The sequence below is a fragment of the Limnohabitans sp. Rim11 genome, assembly GCF_001269365.1.
Taxonomy (GTDB): domain Bacteria; phylum Pseudomonadota; class Gammaproteobacteria; order Burkholderiales; family Burkholderiaceae_C; genus Limnohabitans_A.
Genome location: NZ_CXOM01000002.1, coordinates 241,985 through 263,695, shown reverse-complemented (window position 1 = coordinate 263,695; position 21,711 = coordinate 241,985). Strand labels below are relative to the sequence as shown.

20 protein-coding genes are annotated in these 21,711 nt (G+C 49.2%); 18 read left to right on the top strand and 2 right to left on the bottom strand.

Features of this window, described 5'->3' with window-relative positions; translation table 11 throughout:
* Positions 1-15: 15 nt before the first annotated feature.
* The 12 genes from AMM03_RS06030 (at position 16) to AMM03_RS05970 (ending at position 12,704) form a co-directional block, all read left to right on the top strand.
* A complete protein-coding gene (locus AMM03_RS06030) occupies positions 16-1,293 on the top strand; it encodes a tetratricopeptide repeat protein (RefSeq protein ID WP_090129570.1) in 1,278 nt (425 codons plus the stop codon).
* A 157-nt stretch (positions 1,294-1,450) separates the two neighbouring features.
* Entirely contained in the window at positions 1,451-5,140 is a 3,690-nt protein-coding gene (locus tag AMM03_RS06025) for a DUF4214 domain-containing protein (RefSeq protein ID WP_090129569.1), read from the top strand.
* Positions 5,141-5,240: 100 nt separating this feature from the next.
* Entirely contained in the window at positions 5,241-5,453 is a 213-nt protein-coding gene (locus AMM03_RS06020) for a DUF6447 family protein (protein ID WP_090129568.1), read from the top strand.
* 15 nt (positions 5,454-5,468) lie between these two features.
* Positions 5,469-7,004 (top strand): class I SAM-dependent methyltransferase, encoded by a 1,536-nt coding sequence (locus AMM03_RS06015; RefSeq protein ID WP_090129567.1) that lies wholly within the window; start codon positions 5,469-5,471, stop codon positions 7,002-7,004.
* Between the two features lie 20 nt (positions 7,005-7,024).
* Positions 7,025-7,213, top strand: coding sequence for a hypothetical protein (locus AMM03_RS06010; RefSeq protein WP_090129566.1), 189 nt, complete (start codon positions 7,025-7,027; stop codon positions 7,211-7,213).
* Positions 7,201-7,563 carry a helix-turn-helix transcriptional regulator gene (locus AMM03_RS06005; protein WP_194942802.1) on the top strand — a complete coding sequence of 121 codons (363 nt, stop codon included), beginning with the start codon at positions 7,201-7,203 and terminating at the stop codon, positions 7,561-7,563. The genes AMM03_RS06010 and AMM03_RS06005 overlap by 13 nt, the downstream gene beginning before the upstream one ends.
* An 826-nt stretch (positions 7,564-8,389) precedes the next feature.
* Positions 8,390-8,995, top strand: coding sequence for a hypothetical protein (locus tag AMM03_RS05995; protein WP_194942801.1), 606 nt, complete (start codon positions 8,390-8,392; stop codon positions 8,993-8,995).
* Entirely contained in the window at positions 8,995-10,734 is a 1,740-nt protein-coding gene (locus tag AMM03_RS05990; RefSeq protein WP_090129562.1) for a DNA polymerase, read from the top strand. The genes AMM03_RS05995 and AMM03_RS05990 overlap by 1 nt, the downstream gene beginning before the upstream one ends.
* 72 nt (positions 10,735-10,806) lie before the next feature.
* Entirely contained in the window at positions 10,807-11,193 is a 387-nt protein-coding gene (locus AMM03_RS05985; RefSeq protein WP_194942800.1) for a MarR family transcriptional regulator, read from the top strand.
* Between the two features lie 77 nt (positions 11,194-11,270).
* Positions 11,271-11,684 carry an HGGxSTG domain-containing protein gene (locus AMM03_RS14380; protein WP_369793667.1) on the top strand — a complete coding sequence of 138 codons (414 nt, stop codon included), beginning with the start codon at positions 11,271-11,273 and terminating at the stop codon, positions 11,682-11,684.
* A 248-nt stretch (positions 11,685-11,932) separates the two neighbouring features.
* Positions 11,933-12,241 carry a DUF4258 domain-containing protein gene (locus tag AMM03_RS05975; RefSeq protein WP_194942799.1) on the top strand — a complete coding sequence of 103 codons (309 nt, stop codon included), beginning with the start codon at positions 11,933-11,935 and terminating at the stop codon, positions 12,239-12,241.
* Position 12,242: 1 nt separating this feature from the next.
* Positions 12,243-12,704 (top strand): hypothetical protein, encoded by a 462-nt coding sequence (locus tag AMM03_RS05970; RefSeq protein WP_090129558.1) that lies wholly within the window; start codon positions 12,243-12,245, stop codon positions 12,702-12,704.
* Here AMM03_RS05970 and AMM03_RS05965 read toward each other — a convergent pair.
* Positions 12,701-12,940 carry a hypothetical protein gene (locus AMM03_RS05965; RefSeq protein WP_090129557.1) on the bottom strand — a complete coding sequence of 80 codons (240 nt, stop codon included), beginning with the start codon at positions 12,938-12,940 and terminating at the stop codon, positions 12,701-12,703. The genes AMM03_RS05970 and AMM03_RS05965 overlap by 4 nt on opposite strands.
* A 9-nt stretch (positions 12,941-12,949) precedes the next feature.
* Positions 12,950-14,158, bottom strand: a complete 1,209-nt coding sequence (locus AMM03_RS05960; RefSeq protein ID WP_090129556.1) for a tyrosine-type recombinase/integrase — start codon at positions 14,156-14,158, stop codon at positions 12,950-12,952.
* Positions 14,159-14,222: 64 nt separating this feature from the next.
* Here AMM03_RS05960 and AMM03_RS05955 point away from each other — a divergent pair, with 64 nt between their 5' ends.
* The 6 genes from AMM03_RS05955 to AMM03_RS05930 all read left to right on the top strand — a co-directional run bounded on the left by AMM03_RS05955 (position 14,223) and on the right by AMM03_RS05930 (position 21,710).
* The gene (locus AMM03_RS05955) at positions 14,223-14,576 is read left to right on the top strand and encodes a helix-turn-helix transcriptional regulator (protein ID WP_090129555.1); all 354 of its coding nucleotides are present in this window, start codon (positions 14,223-14,225) and stop codon (positions 14,574-14,576) included.
* A 316-nt stretch (positions 14,577-14,892) separates the two neighbouring features.
* A complete protein-coding gene (locus tag AMM03_RS05950) occupies positions 14,893-17,607 on the top strand; it encodes a beta strand repeat-containing protein (protein ID WP_090129554.1) in 2,715 nt (904 codons plus the stop codon).
* A gap of 150 nt (positions 17,608-17,757) precedes the next feature.
* A complete protein-coding gene (locus AMM03_RS05945) occupies positions 17,758-19,293 on the top strand; it encodes a class I SAM-dependent methyltransferase (RefSeq protein ID WP_090129553.1) in 1,536 nt (511 codons plus the stop codon).
* Between the two features lie 6 nt (positions 19,294-19,299).
* Positions 19,300-19,482 (top strand): hypothetical protein, encoded by a 183-nt coding sequence (locus AMM03_RS05940; protein ID WP_090129552.1) that lies wholly within the window; start codon positions 19,300-19,302, stop codon positions 19,480-19,482.
* A 222-nt stretch (positions 19,483-19,704) separates the two neighbouring features.
* Positions 19,705-20,103: a hypothetical protein gene (locus tag AMM03_RS05935; protein ID WP_090129551.1), complete on the top strand. Its 399-nt coding sequence runs from the start codon at positions 19,705-19,707 to the stop codon at positions 20,101-20,103.
* 5 nt (positions 20,104-20,108) lie between these two features.
* Complete coding sequence (locus tag AMM03_RS05930) at positions 20,109-21,710, top strand: PKD domain-containing protein (RefSeq protein WP_090129550.1); 1,602 nt, start codon at positions 20,109-20,111, stop codon at positions 21,708-21,710.
* Position 21,711 lies beyond the last annotated feature (1 nt).

Genomic DNA, 21,711 nt, shown 5'->3' with positions numbered 1-21,711 from the left:
CCAAACAATTTTCAAGTGAATTTCTCTCGTGGCCTTGCTGTGGCGCTGTTGGCATTTCCTGCCGCATTGTGGGCTCAGAGTTCGGCTTCCAATCCAGCGATATATGTGCAAGCACTGTCTGCTTTACAAAAAGGCGAAGTGGAAGTTGCAGAAAAATTATTGCAAGACGTGGTTCAACAATATCCAGAGTGGGCCGGTGCTTGGCTGGACCTTAGCCTGATTGCGTTTCGCAAAGGTCAATACGCGCAGTCTGAAGAATTTTTGTTGGTGTTAGAGCAGCGCTTTTCACCCTTGCCAGAGGGTGTACAAATCGCGGTGCAACAACTGCGATTGCAACTTGCCGCACACTTAAAACCCACGCCATCTTTGGCAGCCAACTGGGTTGACCAGTTCCGACAAAATGTGCGGCACCAAACTGCTGTTACCTTGGGTGCGGGCTACGACAACAATGTGAATGCGGGGCTGCGCTTCAACACCATTACGCTAACTCTGCCCGACAGAAATGTAGAGCTGACGTTGGCGCCCAACAACAAGCCCATGAGTGCGTCATTTGTGCGCGTGGGTGCCGTGCATCAAGCCAAAGTTTCATTGCCTGAAGTGGATGTGTCTTTTCAGATGCAAGCGCAAGCGCGCTCATACAACGGCTTGCCACAGTATGGCAATTTAGAGTTGGTGCCGCAGGTGTCTTTAGAAGGTGCAGCATGGGGCGCTGTAACGCTGGGCATGCAGGCCATTTCTTTGAACCATGCGTTAACGTACAAGGCCCCCATTTTGCGTTGGCAAAAAGAACAAGCATTGCCTATGTGCAAACTGCAACACCAAGTGCAGTTAGAAAACAGGCAGTACGCCGTTGCCACGCATTTGAACAGCCATTGGTCAGCCTACAAGCCAATGCTGCAATGCGAGAGGGCAGATCAAAAGCTGGGTGTTTATGTGCAGTCTGCTAGAGAAAGCGCAGCGTCTGAGGCGCGACCTGGGCAAAACACAAACAGTGTGATGTTGGGCATGCAACATGAGTGGTTAAACCCGATGGGTCTTCAGGGCCACCGGCTGCAATTGCGTGCTGAGGTGCAAAAGTCATTGGACACAGCGGGCTACAGCTATTTGCTGGACAACGGCAACCCCAGAAGACTGCAAAACAAGCTGGCCTTGGTCAATTGGTCTGCCCCTTTGTATGGTCAAAACGACTGGCGCTGGGGAATTGGCTTGCAAAGCAACAGGCAGTGGAGTAACCTCGCTGTTTTCTCCCAAAGAAATTTTTCTTTAGAATCAAGCATTTGGCGCGGTTGGTGAATGTTGTTTTTTACCAAATCATTTTTAAAAAACTTGAGAAAATGTGATCTACGTCACATAAATCCACTTTCCTGTGGGTAGAATCACGCCATTACTGTACAAAAGTCAGTAGTATTTTTGTGTAAATCATTTTCTTTCTAAAAAGTAGGAGCTATCAATGGCTGTCATCACAACTGCAATGCGCACGCAAGTTTCACAACTGTACGTTTCGTTATTTGGCCGCGCGCCAGATGCGGAAGGTCTGGGTTTCTGGGTTGATTCTTTGGCTAACACATCTGGCCAAACCATCGCCAAGATCGCTCAGTCAATGTATGACACTACACCTGCTCGTTCTTACTACCCTCTGTTCGCTACACCTGAAGAAGTTGTTACAACTTTCTACACCAATGTGTTGGGTCGCGCTCCTGATGCAGAAGGCTTGACTTTCTGGGTTGCTGAATACAAAGCTGCTGCCACCAAAGGCGCATTCTTCGACAAGCTGGTTTCTGCTGTTGTTAACTACACAGGTACAGACGCCGCTGGTTTGGTTTCTAAAAACTTGTTCGTGAACAAAGTTGCTGTTGCTCAGTACTACGGCGAGCAAAACGGTAACGTTGCTGGCGCTACTGCTGCTTTGGCAGGCGTGACAGACGACGCTGCAACAGTTGTTACAGCTAAAGCTGCAATCTTGAGCGGTGGCGGCACAGGCCAGACTTTCACGCTCACTACTGGTATTGACTCTGGCGTCGCTTTCACTGGCGGCAGAAACAACGATACGTTCACGGGCAATGACGCTGCTGGCGTAATGACACTAACTAGCTTGGACTCGATCGACGGTGGCGCTGGTACAGGCGACACACTGAACATTACAGCTTTGTTGGCAATTAACACAACTACACCAGTTGCATACACAGTTAAGAACGTTGAAAACGTGAACTTAGTTTCCGCTTCAACTATCACTGCCGATACAACAACAACCAACTGGTCTGGTGTTACAAACCTAACATCTTCTTCTGTTGGCAATTCCAGCGTAACAGCAGGAGCAACAACAGCCGTAACAGCTGCTGCAACAGGCACAAACACGATTGTTGGTGGATCTTCACAAACTGCAACTGGCGTTGGCGCTCTGAGCTTGACTGGTTCTGCTGGTCCTATCAGCGGTACTACTTCAACATTGGCTAACGGTGCTGTGACCATCTCTGGTGGATCAAGCATTACAGCTGGTTTGAGCGGTATTACAACTGGTGGCTCCGCATTGGCAGTTGGTACACAGTCAGGTACAACTGCTACTACCGGTGCAATTTCTGTTACTGCTTCTGAGGTAAATACAACAGCAGTAGCAGGTAATGTGTTGACAGTTAATGGTGGTACAACTGTTAATGTTGCTAAATCAATTACGGCTGGTATCTCCAGCGTTGGTGCAGCAGTAAGTACAACTGGTGGTGCAATCATTGTAAACGGTGGTGCTTCAACATCAAATGTCACTGTTACTCAGACTGCACCAGTCACAGCTGTTGCAGGAGTGACTGCGGTTACAGGTGTTACAGGTGTTGCGGCCGTTGCGGGTGTTGCAGAAGTAGCGACTATGACAAATACAGGTGGTGCGCTGGCAGCATTAACTGCTGGACAAGCCTACACTATCGGCGGATTAACTTTTGTGTCTACTGGCGCCACAACAGCAGCTCAACTTTTGACTGCTTTCGCTAGTTTGGCAGATGGAGCCACATCAAACGCCGCAGGCTTGGCTTTGGGTACATACCATGGAGCACTTACTGGCTATTCAACCAGTGCTGTTGCAGCTAATGCAGTAACATTTACTGCAAGCGCCACTGGTGTCAAAGCCGATTTGACTGACAGCGGAACTGGCGCTGCCTCGGCTGATGTTGCAGTTACAACCCAAGGTGTGACTGCAGTTACATTGGTTAATGCGGTTGCTGCGGTTGCTGGTGTCACTGCCGTAAACGGTGTGATTAACGGTGCAGTCACAATCAACGACTTGAACAATACAAGTGGAACTGTTGCAAACACAATTACATCAGCGACTCTGTCAGGTTATGGCACAACGGCCATCAACAGCAATGCTTTGTCAAATCTTACTTTGTCTAATTCTGCTGCAAACGTAACGGTGACAGATGCTGGTACTGTTAAGACTGCTGTATTGAACCTCAATACAAGTGGTCTGACAGGCGGCACCATCACAGACGCAACTGTCACCACATTGAATGTCAACAACACGGGTGTTACAACTGGCGTTACTTTAGCTGCAGCTGCTGCAACTGGTGTTACTTTAGCTGGTTCTGCTGCACTGACAGTTGCCAGTTTGAATGGTGCTGCTGCAACAACCTTGACAGTAAGCAACTCCGCACTGACAACCATCTCTGCATTTGGTACAACCAATAAATTGGCAACATTGAATGTGACTGGTGGCGGTTTGAGTTCCAACGTTTCAGGTCAAACTGCACTGACAACAATCAATGCTTCAACTTCAACTGGCGCAAACACAGTTACTATTGATAATACTAAGGCCACTTACTCTGGTGGTTCAGGTGTCGATAAGGTTACCGTGACAGGCGTTGCTACTAAAGCCATCAGTGGTGGTGCAGGTTCTTCTGACGTTTTGGTCTTGACTGGAACGGGCGGCACAATCCTGACTGCTGCAACAGCGCCTTTGTACACAAACTTTGAAACTTTGGATACAACGGGTGGTCAAGGAACTTTTGATCTGAGCTTGCTGTCAGCTGCAGGGAATTCAATTTCTAATCTGTCGCAAGGAGCTATAGCTGATGCAGTTACCTACTCGGGTGCTGTTGCAGGTCAAAACCTGACAATGACTGCTTCACCAGGATTTGGTACAACTTACTCATTGGCTAATTCCGCAGGTTCCAGTGATTCCTTAGATGTCACATTGACTTCAGCTGCAGCTTTAACAGGCGGCACTTTGACTGCAAACGGTATTGAAGCAATCAACTTGACTGTTACAGACACCGACGCGACAGTTCAAACTGATACCTTGACTTTGTCAGCTAACACGCTCAAAACTTTGACTATTACTGGTAACTCTGGTTTCACTTTGACTTCTGCAAACACCACTGTCACAAGTGTTAATGCTAATGCTTTGACTGGTGCCTTCACCTGGACAGCTGGTACAGGCAACTTAGCCGCCGCTGCTACGATCACTGGTTCTGCAACTGCCGCCAACACTGTTACATTCACAGCAGCTGCAACAGCTGGTGTAACTTATACAGGTGGCGAAGGTGCAGACGTGATCATTGGTCAGAACGGTAAGGCCAATACAGTAACTTTGGGTAACGGTGCAAACAGCTACACACATGCTGGAAGTGCTGGTATCCAAAACGTTACAGGTGGTACTGGGGTTGATGTGATCACTGGTGGTAGTGCTGCAGACGTAATCGTTGGTGGCGGTGGTGCAGACACAATTACTGGTGGCGCAGGTGCTGACCGTATTACTGTTTCAGGTAACACATCCACTATTGTGCAGGCCTCAGGTGCTTCAGGCAGTAATACATCTACAACGAATCAGCCATCTCAACTGACTGCTGCATTCGATGTTATTTACGGAGCGTCTACAGGATTAACCTTTGATTTGGGTAATACCAATATGCATACAGGTTTGATTACATCAGCAGCTACAAACTTAGCTGCAGGTGTAGCAGATAGCATCCTTTTTGCTCGTGGTACTTATGACGCTGCAAACGGCGTATTCACATACGGAGCTGCTGGTTTAGATACTGCAATGACTTATGATTCTGATGCCGCTGGTGGTGTAACTGCTGAAACCGTGATCTTGGTCGGTTTTGTAGCTGGAACCGCATCTACAGTATCAGTTGGTATCTTGACTCTGGGTTAATTTTTAAACCAAGGCTGACTGCAAAACTAGCCTGTTTAAAACCCTCCAAACCCCATCCCTCAAAAGGGGGTGGGGTTTTTTAACATGTAAAAGGAAATCTATGTCCATCGTCAAAATCGATAACAAGGACTACGAGCTCGATTCGTTGTCTGTAGAGGCCAAGTCGCAGCTAAGCGCACTGCAGTTCTGCGATCAAGAACTTGCTAAACTCCAAGCCCAAGCGGCTGTGTATCAAACAGCGCGCATCGCTTATGCCAAAGCACTGAGTGAGGCCCTTCCTGTCATTGGCGGCAGCGACACCATCAAGCTGTGAACATAGAGGTTGTATATGAGCGATTGGACAGAAGGCTACGTAGCAGAGATCGGCTACACCCACGGCTACTACGGCGAGCTCAACCCAATGCGCATTAAGCTGGCGTTTTTAAACGCTGGCATTGCCTTTCCAGAAGTTGGCACGGCCTGCGAGCTAGGTTTTGGCCAAGGCGTGTCTGCCAACATTCATGCAGCAGCCTCCATCACTCAGTGGAGCGGCACGGACTTTAACCCCGCGCAAGCATCCTTTGCACAAGATTTAGCACGCACCAGCGGCGCAGGCGCTAGGTTGTTTGACCAAGCGTTTGATGAGTTTGCTGCGCGAGCAGACTTGCCAGACTTTGATTTCATCTGCCTGCACGGCATTTGGAGCTGGATCTCGGATGCCAACAGGGCCGTAATCGTTGACTTCATGAGAAGAAAGCTCAAAGTGGGCGGCGTGGTCTACATCAGCTACAACACGCTGCCAGGGTGGGCCGCCTTTGCGCCCATGCGCCACCTCATGACGGAGCACGCACAAGTGCTGGGCACCAAGGGCAAGGGCATCACCAGCCGCGTAGACGAGGCCTTGGCTTTTGCAGAAAAGCTCATGGCAACGCAGCCCCTGTTTGCCAAGGTCAACACCAGTGTTGCATCGCGCCTTGAAGGGATGAAAGGGCTTAACCGCCACTACCTCGCTCACGAGTACTTCAACCGCGACTGGCATCCCATGTACTTTGCCACCATGAACGAGTGGATGGGTCAGGCCAAACTGCAGTATGCGTGCTCGGCCAATTACTTTGACAGCGTAGAGTCCATCAACCTCACGCCCGAGCAGCAAGCGCTCTTGAATGAAATCCCAGACCTTGAGTTTCGCCAATCTATGCGCGACTTCATGGTGAACCAGCAGTTTAGGAAAGATTATTGGGTCAAAGGCCGGCGCTCAATGAGCAAGTTGGCCCAGCAAGAGCTACTGAACGAGCAGTTAATCCTACTAGTCTCTCACCGCCCAGACATCAAGCTTAAGGTACAAGGCGCTTTGGGCGAGGCAGATTTGTTCGATGGCGTGTATACCCCCATCCTAGATCAGCTAAGCGACCATCAATGCACGAGTATTGCTCAGTTGGCGCAGAGCGTGAGCGCCAAAGGCATCACCTTTGCACAGGTGATCCAAGCGGTCATGGTCCTGGTTGGTGCAGGCCACGTGGTGCCCGTGCAGCCTCAAGACAAAGCACTACAAGCGAAGGCACAGGCTGACAAACTGAACGCGGCCTTCATGAACAAAGCAAGGGGAGACAGCGAAGTGGCGTACCTGTGCAGCCCCGTCAGCGCAGGCGGCCATGTGCTCAACCGCTTTCAGCAACTGTTCTTGCTGTGCGCACAAAAAGGTGGACAGTCGCCAAGTGACTGGGCTCGATATGCGTGGGAGGTATTGAACGCGCAGGGCCAGAAGATAATCAAAGAAGGTCAAACGTTGGCAACTGAGCAAGAAAATGTTGCAGAATTGTCACGCCAGGCTGAGGAATTTAAGCTCAAGCAAATGCCGATCATGAAGGCGCTTCAGATCGTCTAACCAATTGGTCAGAACTCATTATGAACAAGCACCAAGACATCGAGGCAGACTTCTGGCTAGAACTGGCCCAAATCCAAGCAGAGTCCATTGGCTGGATTCCAATGGATGAGGGTGCTTACATGCACGTGGGATCTGATTCGCCAGTCATTCAAGTGGTTGGCATCGCCAAAGAAGAGATGGCTGGCTCTAATGTGCTTTGGCTAACCTAGAAGCCCAAGCCTTCTCCGCCCGTTTGGTAGAGGAACTCAAAGCCAGTGGTCACCCCATCTCGGCTACCTACATAGCCCGTCAAATCCACGTTACGCCTCACGCAGCTAGGCTGTGGCTTTCAGGCGTGAACATCCCCAAAGAACGGAACATGCAAGCCTTGGCTAATTGGCTCAAGGTAGACCCACGGTGGCTTCGGTATGGCGGTGTACTGGAGGACTCATTTGTTGCCGATTTCATGTCGCTCGGTGAAGAAGACAGGGCTACTGTGATGGCTGTGGTGGGGGTGTTTTGGGATCGTTTGAGCAGAACAGTATGTAGCCCAGAATGGGGGACTCCTAATCTGAATTAGGGGGGTGGGGGTACGGTGGGTCTGCGCTTGGCAGGATTTGACAAGGGGTGGGGGTGTTGCGGTTAAATGTCGGAATGTTTAAAGCCGAAAGGGGCTTCGTCGACAATGATCTCACTTTACACAACCCCAATCCATCCCTTGGTAACCGTTGATGAAATGGTTGAGGCCCTTGCGGTGCAAAACAACCTTAACGCTGCAAGCCAAACGAAGATTCTAAATTTGGCACGGAAAGCCATCCTTAGTGGTGAACTGAACTCCCGTGATCCACAAACGACCGCACGAATAACAGATTTATCCAAAGCCACACCGCTAGTTATTCCTCAAGATTTCAATACATGGGTGGCCAACACAGGCATGACTTTGAAACTGCCAGCAATAATTCCTAAAAGAGTTCGGGTTAAAAAGCCAGCGGTCCAAACCAATAATTGGAGGTTGAGAGTTCAAGGGGAGGCCACGAAACACATGCTTGCTTTGCGGAAGACAGGATCAAATCCAACTGTCCTTTCTATCTTGAAAGACATACATACTTGGTGTGTTCAAAACAATGTGAAAACTCCCCGTGGGATCGTACCTAGTCAGGGTTATATAAGAACACACGCTCTAGGTGGTAGGTATTGGTCACCACCCCCATGAAAATGCTGCACAAATTGCACAACCATCAAACTGCGCATAGTTTGTGCAACTTCAAATAACCTAAAAATCCAACTAAAACAACACCTTAGACGTTAGAAAATATTTTTTAAAAACAATTTGAACACTGTTTTGTGCCATCAAGAATTTCCTATGACCGCTTCAATTGTTGGGGCGGCGAACCTAGGAAACTTTTATGACATACGATTTATCTCACACTCAAGCGGCCTCAACTCAAGGGGGGCACGACCAACATAAATCCCCCTTCTCATCATTGCGTTTAGCGCAAAACTTCGGTGAATCACTGGGGGTCAAAAAAGTACTATCAACAGTACAAGTCGGTAAGCCCGGTAAAGACCGGTTTTTCCGCGCTCATAAATCACCAGACATGGTGTTCCCAGCCATGCTGTTGGAAAACAAAGCCACCAGTGAGGTATATCTTGTGAGTGCCCCAATTGCCGGCATTTTGGGCAACCTAGTTCGGCCCGTCGAACTGAATGCAGCAATTGATCGGCAAGGTAATCCATTTCTGATTCCAGTACCCCTTCCCGACCAAAACGGAAATCGCAATCATTGGCATCAGTCTTTGGCTGAAGCTGTTATTCGTTCACAGGACACTTGGATTCGAATCACGGCAAACAAAGCAGTCGGCGGCTACGACATCTTTGAAGCAAGTGCCAAACTGCCAGAACCTATTTGGCCGACAGAGTCAATGGATTCCCTGTTAGATGTCGCGTTCCGTGGCCGTGTTCTGGACGTTCCAAATCACCCAGTGGTGATCGACTTGCTTGGGGGCATCTAATGAACCAGTTATCAGACTTCACCGATGGTGTGTTTCTGATCGACTTCGAATTCCGCCCTGAAAACGGGCGGGAGGGTAATACCCCAGAACCTGTGTGTTTGGTTGTCAAAGAATTTCTAAGCGGCGTTACATCCCGATACTGGAAAGACGACATCCACTCACGCAGTTCTGCACCCTTCTCGGTCGGTCGCAAGGCGCTTTGCGTTGCCTATTACTCCAGCGCAGAAATGGACTGCTTCCTCAAATTGGGCTGGCAGCTTCCAGAAAACGTGTTGGACTTGTATGTGGAGTTCCGCTGCTTAACAAACGGCACATCTCCACAAAACGGCGCGAACTTGCTTGGAGCACTTTTGTACTTTGGGCTTCCAACAATTTCAGCCCAGCATAAGGATGCAATGCGTGACTTGACGCTTCGTGGTGGTCCTTGGAGTCAACAGGAGCAGCTTGACCTATTGGACTACTGCGAGACGGATGTCAGTGCACTTGAGCTGCTGCTGCCAGCAATGCTGCCGACCTTGGACCTACCTAGAGCTTTGATGCGTGGGCGTTACATGAAAGCGGTAAGCCATATGCAGGCCACTGGGACACCAATTGACACACAGATGCAACTTGAAATTGCCACCTATTGGGATCAGATTCAAGATGCACTGATTGAAGAGATTGATGCCAGTTACGGGGTATTTGAGGGCAGAACGTTCAAGACCAAAAATTGGGCCGACTACCTCCAAAAAGAAGGCATCGCTTGGCCACGACTGGCTACTGGTCGACTTGAGCTTACAGATGACACGTTCAAACAGATGGCACGCATTTACCCCAAAGTGGCCCCGATTCGGGAACTTCGCTCTGCACTGTCTGAGATGCGTTTGTCAAACATCACCGTCGGCGACGATGGCCGCAATCGTTGTTTGCTCTCGCCATTCGCTTCAAAGACAGGGCGAAACCAGCCATCGAACTCCAGATTCATTTATGGACCATCGGTGTGGCTGCGGGGCTTGATCAAACCCCCCAAAGGTTTCTGCCTTGTTTACGTTGACTACTCCCAGCAAGAGTTCGGTATTGCCGCAGCCCTGTCTGGTGACGAGAAAATGATGGAGGCATACCGTAGCGGTGATCCATACCTGGCCTTCGCAATCCAAGCGGGCGCTGTGCCGCAAGGCGCTACTAAGCAGTCCCACAAAGTGGAGCGTGAGCAATTCAAAGCCTGCGTTCTGGCCGTGCAATATGGCATGGGGGAGATTTCCTTGGCCCAGCGCATTAACCAACCCGTGGCAAGGGCTAGGCAATTACTGGCTCTTCACCGCCAGACCTATAGGACCTTCTGGGCTTGGTCAGATGCAACGCAAGACGAGGCCATCCTGAACGGGAAACTGTGGACGACCTTTGGTTGGGAAATCAGGGTCAAGGGTCAAGTCAATGCGCGCAGTTTGCGTAACTTCCCAATGCAGGGCAACGGTGCTGAGATGTTGCGTATCGCGTGTATCTTTTTGACTGAAGCTGGCATCCGTGTTTGCGCTCCAGTTCATGACGCAGTACTGATCGAGCTGCCGCTGGTTGGGTTAGATGAGGGTATTGCAAAAGCCCAAGGCTTGATGCGACAGGCCAGCGGTGCTGTCTTGGGTGACTTCGAACTTGGCTCAGACGCAAAGATTGTGTGCTACCCCGATAGGTACATGGATGAGCGGGGGCAGGTGATGTGGGACACGGTCATGCGCCTCATTCAAAAAATCAAGGACCAGTAACCTGAGGCAGCAAGCCGCACCACCTGCGGCTGCTTACCGCACCCGTACATTCTTATAAAGATATATAAATATATGTATAGAGATGATAAAAGTATTCCTGTAAAAAGAGTCAAATTAGATTCTTCCTCTGGTCAATACATAGATGCTCCAATGAGTGTTCCCTTCTTAAAGGGTCCAGTACCAATGGATTGGTTAAGTGCAGCAGGAAAGTTGCCGGGTAAGGCATTCAATCTAGGGATTGCTATTTGGTGGCTTGCCAATATGGCAAATTCTAAAAATGTTAAATTGACAGGTAGAGCTTTAGGCTATGTCGGCATTTCAAGAGACGCTACATCAGATGCACTCAAGCGGCTTGAAGACAATGGTTTGATTTTGGTTAAACGATCACCCGGCCAACGACCAACTGTACAAATATTGCCGGTTGCACAAGGTGTAACAAAGAGAGAAAATACAGGGTGAAAAATCGACCGTTCAAGGGGTGGGTCGATCAATAAATTTTCTGCTCTCCCTTTGAGGCCTACACATAGTGTATTTTGATGTCTAAGACTTTACATTTAGAACAATATCTTCAAACACTGGGTGGCCGGGTAACCTGCAAGAGATGCCAAGCCCGCTCAAAACGCACACAAAACCAATGCTGCGCACCAGCAATGCTTGGTAAAAATGTTTGTAGATTTCATGGTGGCAAAAGCACGGGTCCTACATCTGAAGCTGGCCGACAACGTTGCGCGCAGTCCCGTCTGGTTCACGGCAGGGAAACTTCCACTATGCGCATGGAGCGCAGCATCGCCAGCGCAAGGTTGGCATTGCTGGAATCGGTTGGCTTTGAATTCGGCATCATGGTCGGCCTTAAATCAAGGGGTCCAAAACCGCACAGAATGGCGCAGGTGCTTCCAGAATTGCACGCCCTAGTGCGACACCTTCGTTCTCAAAAAATGCGCTCTGCGTGAGCAGATTAGGGTTCATAGTAATCTGTGGGTTCCATCAACCAAATTAGGGGGGTGGGGGATGGGTGGGGGTCAGATATTCCAAAAATCACAAGCCCTACCCCTATGCTTGATTCACCTCATCACTAAGCTCTGGCTAAGCCGCAAACCATCCGCATACTGGGTAAACAGAGCCCCTTTGCAAAATATTATTTTACAAATACCTCAAAGTACTTGCATAATCCAACCTATCAAAATGATAGGTCCTGAGCGTGGCTTCTCCATCAGATCGACAACTAGAAAAACATATCAAGCTAAGCGCAGTTGACTCAGCACATGTGATCTTTACCGATCATGCCCGTCAGAGAATGCGACAGCGGTATATCAATGATCCGATGGTCTTGGATGTACTTAGAAACGGCGTTATAGCCCCAAAGCCTGAGCCAGACATGAAGCACACCGGGCTTAAATGCCGGATGCAGCGTTATGTTGCTGGTGTTCAAGTAGCAGTGGTTGTGTATGTCGAGTACCCCGCTACAGATTTAGTTGTTGTAACAGTGATTGATGTAAAAAAGGATTGAGATGTACCACTACACAGACGGCGGTCTACGCAACGTGTGGCTGGCCAACGGCTACGAAATCAAGAAAACCCCCTTTGGTGAGGGTGTGGCTTTTCACAACCTAGATGGACTCACCACTTCTATTTGCATTGCGCTTACCAATAAGGCCGGCGTGCTAACTGGATCAGAGTTCCGATACATCCGCAGCGCAGGCATGTTGCTCTCACAACCTGCCTTGGGCAAGCTCATGGGTATTGATGGCCAATCTGTGGCGCGTTGGGAAAAGACAGGCAAGGTTCCAAAATGGGCCGACAAGTTGGTTCGCCTTCTTTATCTTGCGCAAGCACAAGGCAACGAGCCTATTAGCGCAGCAGTCGAACGAGTCAAGACAGTTGAGCGTTTGGTCAAACAAAAAATTGTTGTGCAAGAGCGCCGTGGCCATTGGGCGCCCAAGCTGATTGTAGAGAACTCGCTACCTGCCTAGCGGTGGTTGTTCTCTAATTCAGCTATTTTCTTTTTAGCTGCAGCCAGTTCAGCCTCGAGGCTAGAATTTCTATCGGACATGGTATCCATAGCCAGGACAAGCTGTTCATAATCAGTGAAGCTGATCATGCAGTGGAAGTTAAGTTCATTAACTACATTGCCCTCTTCGTGGTTGGTTTCATCGCCGTCTAAGTAAATCACATTACCTTCGAACTCGTCTTCAAAATTAGCTTGCATAACATTCCTTTATTGCGCCATTGGTAACAATCCAGCACTCTGTGGCGAGACGAGTGTTGGTGCGAAAAGATGTCCTACAGCGCGGGTAACAGCATTAGAGGCATCCAGCAATGTGTCCTGTGAGAGATGGCTGTAACGGGCTGTAGTCTTGATTTGGGTATGCCCCAGAAGTTGCTGAACCTCATAAAGCGTACGACCTGAATTGACCAAAAATGACGCAAAACTGTGCCGTAGGTCATGCATGCGAACGTCCTTCAAGCCAGCCGCTTTTCGTGCTGTGTTCCAAGAATAAAAAATAGAAACATAGGGCTTGAATGTTTTTGGGTTTGGAAATGCCCAAGGACAATCATCAAACCTTTTCATTGAATGCAGTAGTGAAACTGCACCATCGCTCAATGGGACATGACGTGGACGTCCTAGCTTCGTTGTGTGGATGCGCCATGAACGGCGCTCAAAGTCAAAATCTTCCCAACGAGCATCAAGAACTTCACGCTTTCTGGCGCCCGTCAATATCAACATTGGCACGATGTACTGAAGCATGGTGTTGTCAGATAGCTTCAACTGTTCATACAAGACCTCAGCTTCTTCACTGGTCAGGAAGCGTTCTTGCTTGTTGTCTTCCTTCATCAGCGGATGGCCCCCCATTGGGTTTTTTGTAATACCCACATCGCCATTTTTGATGGCGGTACTGAATAAGTAGCGCAGCAAAATTGTCAGGCGGTTACAACTTCCTGGTGCATGTGTTTTGCGGTGGTTCGCCAAGAGCGTAATCAGGTCACTTTTTGTGATCTGGTCAAGGTAGCGTTTCCCCCATACAGGTTCAACATGGTTTTTTAACAAGCCACGATCGCATTTCCAGCTCTTTTTGTACCCTTCAACGTAGGGCAGGTACACCTTGTGGATAAATTCTGAAACAGTTGGAATCTTCTTAAGGTTCGCCTTCGCCGCCCTTGGGTCGTGTCCCATAGCTATTTCGTTGCGCTTCTTGTCCGCCTGTTGCTTTGCTTGACCAAGCGTTATGTCACGAGCATCCCCCAATTTAAGTTGGCGGCTTTTCCCGCGCTCATCTGTAAAACGCAGATAATAAGTACGACCGCCTGATTCACGGACTTCCAAAAAAAGTCCCTTGCAGGTTGAGTCAAAGTAGACGATCTTCTTGCTGCCAGAGGGGCATGTCAGGGTTTTGATGGTCTGTTGGTTTAAGTTAATGATGGGCATTTCACACCTCTAACAATATCAGTTGCAACCGTTAATGTGACTAATAATAGCAGAACTGCAAATAATGTCAAATACAGAATTGCTTGAAAGTGGGAAAATTGTGGTCGCTTTACGCACCGCAAGAGCCGCTGCTGGCTGGAATCAGGGTGAATTCGCTGATCTGATGGGCGTAGCGAAAACTACGGTTGCCAGAATCGAGACGCTAGAGATGTCTGCAAGGGCTGAGTACCTGAGCAAGGCAATCCGTTTGTTCAGAGAAGCGGGCATCGAAGTTGACTTGTCAGAGATTGACGCAGTGCCGATTAAAGTATCCATGCTTGCTGTAGCCAAGGCCGTAGATGATCTTCAGGATGTCAGCAAACGGCGTAAAGATCGCCGAACCGGCATTGCAGCCCTGTTACCAGTCAAAGAAGATTGAGGCAGTCGGTACGCGCTGGGTCTGATTTGGGTGTCCGAAAATGCCCAACCCAATTAAGTCACTGTCACCATACGGATTTCTGGTTTGCCCAGCTTGCGGGCGCTGAAGTTTGGCGTGAGTACTGTGGGTATATTTTGGGTAAATTGCAAATATGCGCTTATTAGTAGCAATTATGCTTTTAAATCAACACTTTATAAAAGCGTGACTTAGGTCGCTCACTACTGGTATTGATGCTGGTCTCGATTTCAAAGGCACGGCCAAAGGTGATACTTTTGACGCGACTAAAGGTGCTTTAGGAGCTGCAACTTTCACAGCGTTGGATGGTTTGGATGGCGGCGCAGGTCAAGATGCCTTGAATATTGTTCAAGTTGGTGCTTTCACAGTTCCTGCTGGCGCAACAGTATCAAATATCGAAATTGCTAACGTTACCTCTGGCGCTACAGTTGCTGGAGACTTTTCATCTTGGACTGGCCTTACTACACTAAGAACTGCTGGTGTAGGTGGCTCAACAATTACTGGTGCAACTACAACGGCAATTACTACATCTGACACAGGTGCAGTTTCCGTCACAGGCGGCCTCAGCCAAAAAGTTACTGGTGCTGGTGGTTTGACATTGTCAGGTTCAATTGGCGCAATTGATGCAACTGATAGCGCGCAAGCTGCTGCTGTAACCGCAATTAATGGCGGTACAGACGTAACTCTTGTTTCTAAAGGAATCACAGCCTCTACTGGAACTATTACAGTTGGCGCTACAAAAGCTCCTACAGGCAAGATCGATGTGACAGCGACAGCAGCCTATGTGGCTACAGGAACAGGCGGTATCATTACTGTTAATGGCGGTACTAGCTCAGCAGTAACGCAAAATATCACATCAACAACTGCCGATGCATTAATCACTATCACTGGTGGTGCAGTAGCTGTTAATGGTGGTGCAGCCACTACTAGCACTTCCGTAACTCAGTCTGCTGCTGTTACTGCTGCTGCTGCTGTTACTGCAGTTGCAGAAGTTAAAGATACTGGCGCAACTACAAATGGCAACATTTCAACTGCAGCAGTGGCTGCAAAGGCTGCCCTCAGTGGTGTAGTCAATGGTGCTGTTACGATTAAAGATGCAACTGCAATTGCCTCTACTGCAGCAACGGTTGCTGGTACGCTCGCTACTGTTACCCTGAACAACTATGGCGACTCTACAATTTCTTCAAATGCATTGACTACAGTTAACCTGTCAGGCACTGCAGGTACATTGGGAATCACTACTGGCTTAACAACTCCAGTCAATACGACACTCACATTAAATGTGAACGGCCTGAGCGGAGCAAACACAATCACTGACTCTACCGCTGGAGCTGGTGCTGGTTACAAAACCTTGAACGTAATTACCGATACTGCTAACTCAACTATTGCACAAATTGCAGCAGTTGATGCAACAGCATTGAACGTGTCTGGTTCAAAAACCCTAACATTGACATCTGCAACGGGCATGACGACTCTTGCTACTGTTGCTGTGTCAGGCGCTGCTGGCTTGAACGCTACTTTGACTCAAGCAAGCGTTACCGACATCAATGCATCGGCATCTACAGGAAGCAACACCATCACACTGACCTCTACACAAACTACCTATGAAGGTGGTTCAGGTGTTGACACTGTGACTATCGGTGGAGTTTCTACTAAAGTTATCGACGGTGGTGCTGGTTCAGCCGACGTACTTGTTGTAAATGCGGCGTCATATGCCACTAACCCAACCAAGAATATCAACTTTGAAATTCTGCAAATGGGTGCAAGTGCTTCCGGCGCATTTGATGCGAATGGTTTTACAGCATTGGCCGCTGGCGCAATCACCGGCGACTCTTCATTCACAAATGTGGGTGCAGGTGTTGGCTTGACCTTAACAGGTGCTACAGGTCATGTTGAAACTGTCACATTGCTAAACGCTACCGGTTCAAGCGATGTATTTAACCTTACCCTCAGTTCTGGAGCTAGCGTAACAAACTCAGTTTCTGTTGCTGGAGTTGAGACTGTCAACATTTCCTTGGTGGACACCGGAACTGCTGGTCACGTAACCACACTTCAAACACTTACTGTGACAGATGCTGACGCAACTACCATTAATGTCACAGGCACAGGCGGAATGAATTTGCTGCTGACTGCTGCAAGCACTGCTCTGACATCTGTTGATGCTTCTGGCATGACAGCAGCAGGTTTTGCTTGGTCATCTGGCAACTTGGCGGCGGCGGCAACAATTAAAGGTTCAGTAGCTAACACCAATACAGTTAATTTAGGTACAGCCGCTACAGCTGCAGTGACCTACATCGGTGGCTCTGGTAATGACAACGTCACTCTCAGCACTGCTGGCAAGGCTAACGTCGTGACGCTTGGCGATGGTACCAACGTTGTAATAGGTGCAACTACTGGTGCTAACACCATTACTGGTGGTGCTGGTGCAGACACATTCACAACCGCTTTAGGTGGTAACAACGTCATTAACTTTGGCAACGGCACTAATGCATTCACTGCAACAACTGGCAATAACACATACACAGGCGGTACTGGTGTTGACACTGTGTCAGTTGGCGGTGGCATGAACGTATTGACATTGGGCACAGGCGCTGATGCAGTAACTTTCTCAGCACTGACCGCTAACGCTAACACTTACTCAACCATCACTGACGCTCATGCAACCATGACTATCAATTTGGCTGCTGTTGATACAGTTGCTTGGCGTGATCTGGCAACAATGAGCAAAGTAGCCACATTGGCTGGTACTGCAGTATTCCAAGACTACTTAAATGCTGCATCAGTTGGTAACGGCACAACAGCTTTGACTTTGCTTACCTTCGCAGACTTTCAAGCCACGGCAGATGCTGGTGGTGCGATTGTTAGCTACTTCAATTACAGTGGTGACACGTATATTGTTGTTGACAACTCTGCATCCACTTCGTTTGTGAACGGTGCTGACTTTGTAGTTAAGTTGTCTGGTATTGTTGATTTGTCAACAGCTACACACGCAACTTCAATCATCACTCTGGCTTAATTTTCCAGATGGAAGCTCAAGCCGAAAGGTGAGAGTTTACGAAACCTCCAACCCCATCCCTCAAAAGGGGGTGGGGTTTTTTCTTAGTGCATTGACCATAGTGCATTTAGAAAAAACCTTCACAGACATCAAGAACCAAAAGGACGAGAAATGAGCGACTGGACCGCTGGCTACGTAGCCGACATTGGTTATACGTTTGGTTACTACTCTGAGTTGAACCCACAGCGCGTCAAGCTGGCATTCATCAACCAAGGCTTAGTGTTTCCCGAGGTGGGCGCTGCCTGTGAGCTAGGTTTTGGTCAAGGCATGTCGGCTAACATCCACGCAGCCGCCTCTGTAGCGCAGTGGCATGGTACAGACTTCAACCCCAGCCAAGCTGGCTTTGCACAAGAGTTGGCTGTAGCTTCTGGGACAGGTGCAAAGCTGTACGACGAAGCATTTGATGAGTTCTGCAATCGCCCTGATTTGCCAGACTTTGACTACATTGGCTTACACGGTATTTGGAGTTGGATCTCTGATGAGAACCGCCAAGTTATTGTTGACTTCATTCGCAAGAAACTCAAAGTAGGTGGTGTTCTTTACATCAGCTACAACACGCTCCCAGGTTGGGCTGCCTTTGCACCTATGCGCCACCTGATGACAGAACATGCAGAAATTCTGGGCTCTGAAGGCCGAGGGATTGTCAGCCGCATTGATGGCGCGCTTGAGTTTGCAGAGAAGATGTTGGCTACAAACCCTGCGTTTAGCAGAGCCAATCCGCTGGTGGGTGACAGGCTTACAAAGATGAAGGAGCACAACCGCCACTATTTAGCGCACGAGTACTTCAATCGAGATTGGCATCCTATGCACTTTGCAACTATGGCCAAGTGGCTAGAGGGCGCAAAAGTTCAGTTTGCGTGTTCTGCCAACTATCTGGATGCGGTTGAAGTCATTAACCTGACTGCTGAGCAGCAAGCTTTCTTAAAAGAAATTCCAGACCCTATATTTCGCGAGACTACGCGTGACTTCATGGTCAACCAACAGTTTCGCAAAGACTACTGGATTAAGGGTGCGCGCAAGATGTCTGCACTCGAACAAGCAGAGGCACTGCGAGCGCAAAGGGTGATCTTGACAACACCTAGATCGGATGTCAGTCTGAAAGTTGCTGGTGCTTTAGGTGAAGCCACTTTGACAGAGTCTGTTTACGCACCCATTTTGGATGTATTGGCAGACCACAAAGTTAAAACGCTTGGGCAAATTGAACAAGCGATCAGCGCCGAAGGTATAAACTTCAGTCAGGTTACAGAAGCTGTTATGTTGCTGTCAGGAGCAGGCCATATTGGTTTGGTTCAAGATGACAACGTCATTATCAAAACTAAGAAACAAACAGACAAACTCAACGCCCACCTTTGCCAAAAAGCGCGGGGCAGTAACGAGTTGAACTACCTAGCCAGTCCGGTGACTGGTGGAGGTTTCACACTCAATCGGTTCCAACAGCTTTTCCTAGTGAGCGTTGCACAGGGTAAGAAACAGCCGGCAGAATGGGCACAAGCGGTATGGCATTTGTTGGCAAGCCAGAGCCAAAAGTTAGTCAAAGAAGGTAAGACTCTAGAGACCCCAGAAGAGAATATTGCAGAGCTGACTTCACAGGCTCAATCCTTTGCAGAGAAGGTGCTGCCTATCTTGAAGGCACTACAGATAGCTTGATAAGAAATGAACAGATCTATTGAAGCTGACTTCTGGGAAGAACTGGCCCAAATCCAAGCGGAGTCCATCAGATGGATTCCTTTGGATGAGGGCGCTTATCTGCACATCGGATCTGATGCAACAGTCATCGAGGTCGTCGGCCTTGCTAAGCCTGAGATGCAGGGCAGCACCTTACTCTGGGTGTTTTAAGTTAGCGCTGCGCGAACAGCATTGAATAATCTCTAGACACCCAACCACCCTCAGGTCAACACAGAGCTGGGGGTTTTGTCTTTGCACCACCGTCCCCCACAAGAAGCCATCAAGCCTTTAGAGAAAGCTGTCTCAGCCCTATTTCTAAAGCTACCCTCAAGTTATCCCCCCATCTGTCGATCTACTGAGCGTCAACCTACAAACCAGTACCGGCAGAAAACCATGAATTCACTCAGCAAACTCGCCTTGGCAATGACCCTTGTTGGCGTCTTGTCGGGCTGCGCCAGTATGCTGGACGAAGATTCACAAGATGTAGCGGTCAACATTCAGTGCTATGACAAGCCCGTTCGGGCGCAGTGCGTGGCAGAAAACGCCCGAGGCCGTTGGACCTTTAAGGCGCCTGGTAATGTGCAGGTTAAAAACGACTACGGCGACTTAGAAATTACCTGCAAGGTCAATTATTTCCCCCAATTCACGGTGAACGCACCGGCGCTGCCTAGCTGGAATTTTGCGGGCAATGTGTTGGTTGGCGGCCTCGTAGGCGCGGCCTACGATTTGCACAACAACACTGGCCTAAAATATCCAGAGACCATCAACATTACCAGCCCCACCTGTAAATAATTGCCATGAAACTCATCAAAACCCTCGGCGCACTTTGCTTATCCAGTTTGTTGGTTGCCTGCGGCGGCGGTGGCGGTGCGGCGCTTGGGGTGTTGGTTGAGGCGGCTCGGCCTTCTGCTGCACCCAATGTAGCGCCAGTGGCCAATGCGGGCATTACTCAAAACATTACTTTGGGTTATGCCGGCGGTGTGGCTTCTAAGGTGGTCACGTTGAACGGCACAGGCAGTACCGATGGCAATGGCGACACGCTCACCTTCAAATGGTTCTTGACCCAAAAGCCTGCTGGCAGTGTGGCCGAGCTGTCTAGCACCACAGATCCCAAGCCAACATTTACAGCCGACGTGGTGGGTGTCTACAAGGTCAGTCTGATTGTTAACGATGGCAAATTAGACAGCGTAGCGCCGTCGGTTGTTACCGTGACAGCCAGCATTTCAAACAGTGCGCCTGTTGCCAATGCAGGTACCAAACAAACTGTGGTGTACGGTGCAACCAGCACGGTAACTTTAGACGGCACCTACAGTACTGACGCAGACAACAACCAAATTTTCTACAAATGGACCCTCATGCAGAAGCCTACGGGCAGCAGTGCAGCGCTGGTGGGTGATACCAAAGCACGTCCTACCTTCATTGCTGATGTGGCGGGTGACTATGTGGTGCAATTGGTTGTGAACGACGGCAGTGTAGACAGCCTGCCCAGCTCCGTCATTGTCACTGCCACCCGAGAAAACCGTGCACCCACTGCAAATGCCGGTGAAGACAAGAACGTCACCAAGAATACAGCGGTCACTTTGGATGGCACCAGCAGCTTAGACCCAGACTTCGATACACTAACCTACAAGTGGAGTTGGATGTCTTACCCAAGCACCACAGCACCCACTCTGGTTGCTACAGGGTATACCGATACTTCTACGTCACCCAAGCCTAGCTTTACACCTACCGTGGTGGGCACCTATGTACTAACGCTGACTGTTTCGGATGGCAAGCTTTCTAGTACTGCTGACGCCATTACCGTCACTGTGTCTGACACAAACAATGTGCCTGTGGCCGCAGCAGGTGCTGATCAAAATGTATTGGTCAGTGCTGTGGTGACTTTGAATGGCACGGGTAGTACCGATCAGGACAAGCTAGACACGCTCACCTACAAATGGTCATTGAATGTACCCTCTGGCAGCTCAGCCAGTTTGTCTTCTGACACAGCTTCCCAACCTACCTTTACAGCGGACGTAGAAGGTGTATACGTGGCCAGTTTGGTGGTCAATGACAGTAAAGCGAGCAGCGCCAATCAATCGCTGACGCGTGTCACGGCATCTACCACAGCCAACTCACCACCTGTTGCCACCGCAGGTACCTCCGTTAGCGTCACCACTGCAACTGCTGTAACGCTGACAGGTTCTGGTACCGATGCCAACAGCGACACGCTTTACTACCGTTGGTACTTGGTTTCAAAACCAACTGCAAGTACCTCAACAGTGGTGACAGCGTCTTCAACCACTGCAACAATTTCAGTGATACCCGATGTGGTGGGTGTGTATGTGGTTCTACTCATCATAAATGATGGCAAAGCTGACAGCAACCCCGCAACTTTCACCATCACAAGAACGCTGTAAA

Bases quoted from the DNA above. Each gene is read 5' to 3' on its own strand.
- AMM03_RS05960 (WP_090129556.1), bottom strand. From the start codon at position 14,158: ATGCCCATCATTAACTTAAACCAACAGACCATCAAAACCCTGACATGC.
- AMM03_RS05935 (WP_090129551.1), top strand. From the start codon at position 19,705: ATGAATTCACTCAGCAAACTCGCCTTGGCAATGACCCTTGTTGGCGTC.
- AMM03_RS06010 (WP_090129566.1), top strand. From the start codon at position 7,025: ATGAACAAGCACCAAGACATCGAGGCAGACTTCTGGCTAGAACTGGCC.
- AMM03_RS05940 (WP_090129552.1), top strand. From the start codon at position 19,300: ATGAACAGATCTATTGAAGCTGACTTCTGGGAAGAACTGGCCCAAATC.
- AMM03_RS05930 (WP_090129550.1), top strand. From the start codon at position 20,109: ATGAAACTCATCAAAACCCTCGGCGCACTTTGCTTATCCAGTTTGTTG.
- AMM03_RS06020 (WP_090129568.1), top strand. From the start codon at position 5,241: ATGTCCATCGTCAAAATCGATAACAAGGACTACGAGCTCGATTCGTTG.
- AMM03_RS05995 (WP_194942801.1), top strand. From the start codon at position 8,390: ATGACATACGATTTATCTCACACTCAAGCGGCCTCAACTCAAGGGGGG.
- AMM03_RS05990 (WP_090129562.1), top strand. From the start codon at position 8,995: ATGAACCAGTTATCAGACTTCACCGATGGTGTGTTTCTGATCGACTTC.
- AMM03_RS05970 (WP_090129558.1), top strand. From the start codon at position 12,243: ATGTACCACTACACAGACGGCGGTCTACGCAACGTGTGGCTGGCCAAC.
- AMM03_RS06025 (WP_090129569.1), top strand. From the start codon at position 1,451: ATGGCTGTCATCACAACTGCAATGCGCACGCAAGTTTCACAACTGTAC.
- AMM03_RS05945 (WP_090129553.1), top strand. From the start codon at position 17,758: ATGAGCGACTGGACCGCTGGCTACGTAGCCGACATTGGTTATACGTTT.
- AMM03_RS05985 (WP_194942800.1), top strand. From the start codon at position 10,807: ATGTATAGAGATGATAAAAGTATTCCTGTAAAAAGAGTCAAATTAGAT.
- AMM03_RS14380 (WP_369793667.1), top strand. From the start codon at position 11,271: ATGTCTAAGACTTTACATTTAGAACAATATCTTCAAACACTGGGTGGC.
- AMM03_RS06015 (WP_090129567.1), top strand. From the start codon at position 5,469: ATGAGCGATTGGACAGAAGGCTACGTAGCAGAGATCGGCTACACCCAC.
- AMM03_RS05955 (WP_090129555.1), top strand. From the start codon at position 14,223: ATGTCAAATACAGAATTGCTTGAAAGTGGGAAAATTGTGGTCGCTTTA.
- AMM03_RS05965 (WP_090129557.1), bottom strand. From the start codon at position 12,940: ATGCAAGCTAATTTTGAAGACGAGTTCGAAGGTAATGTGATTTACTTA.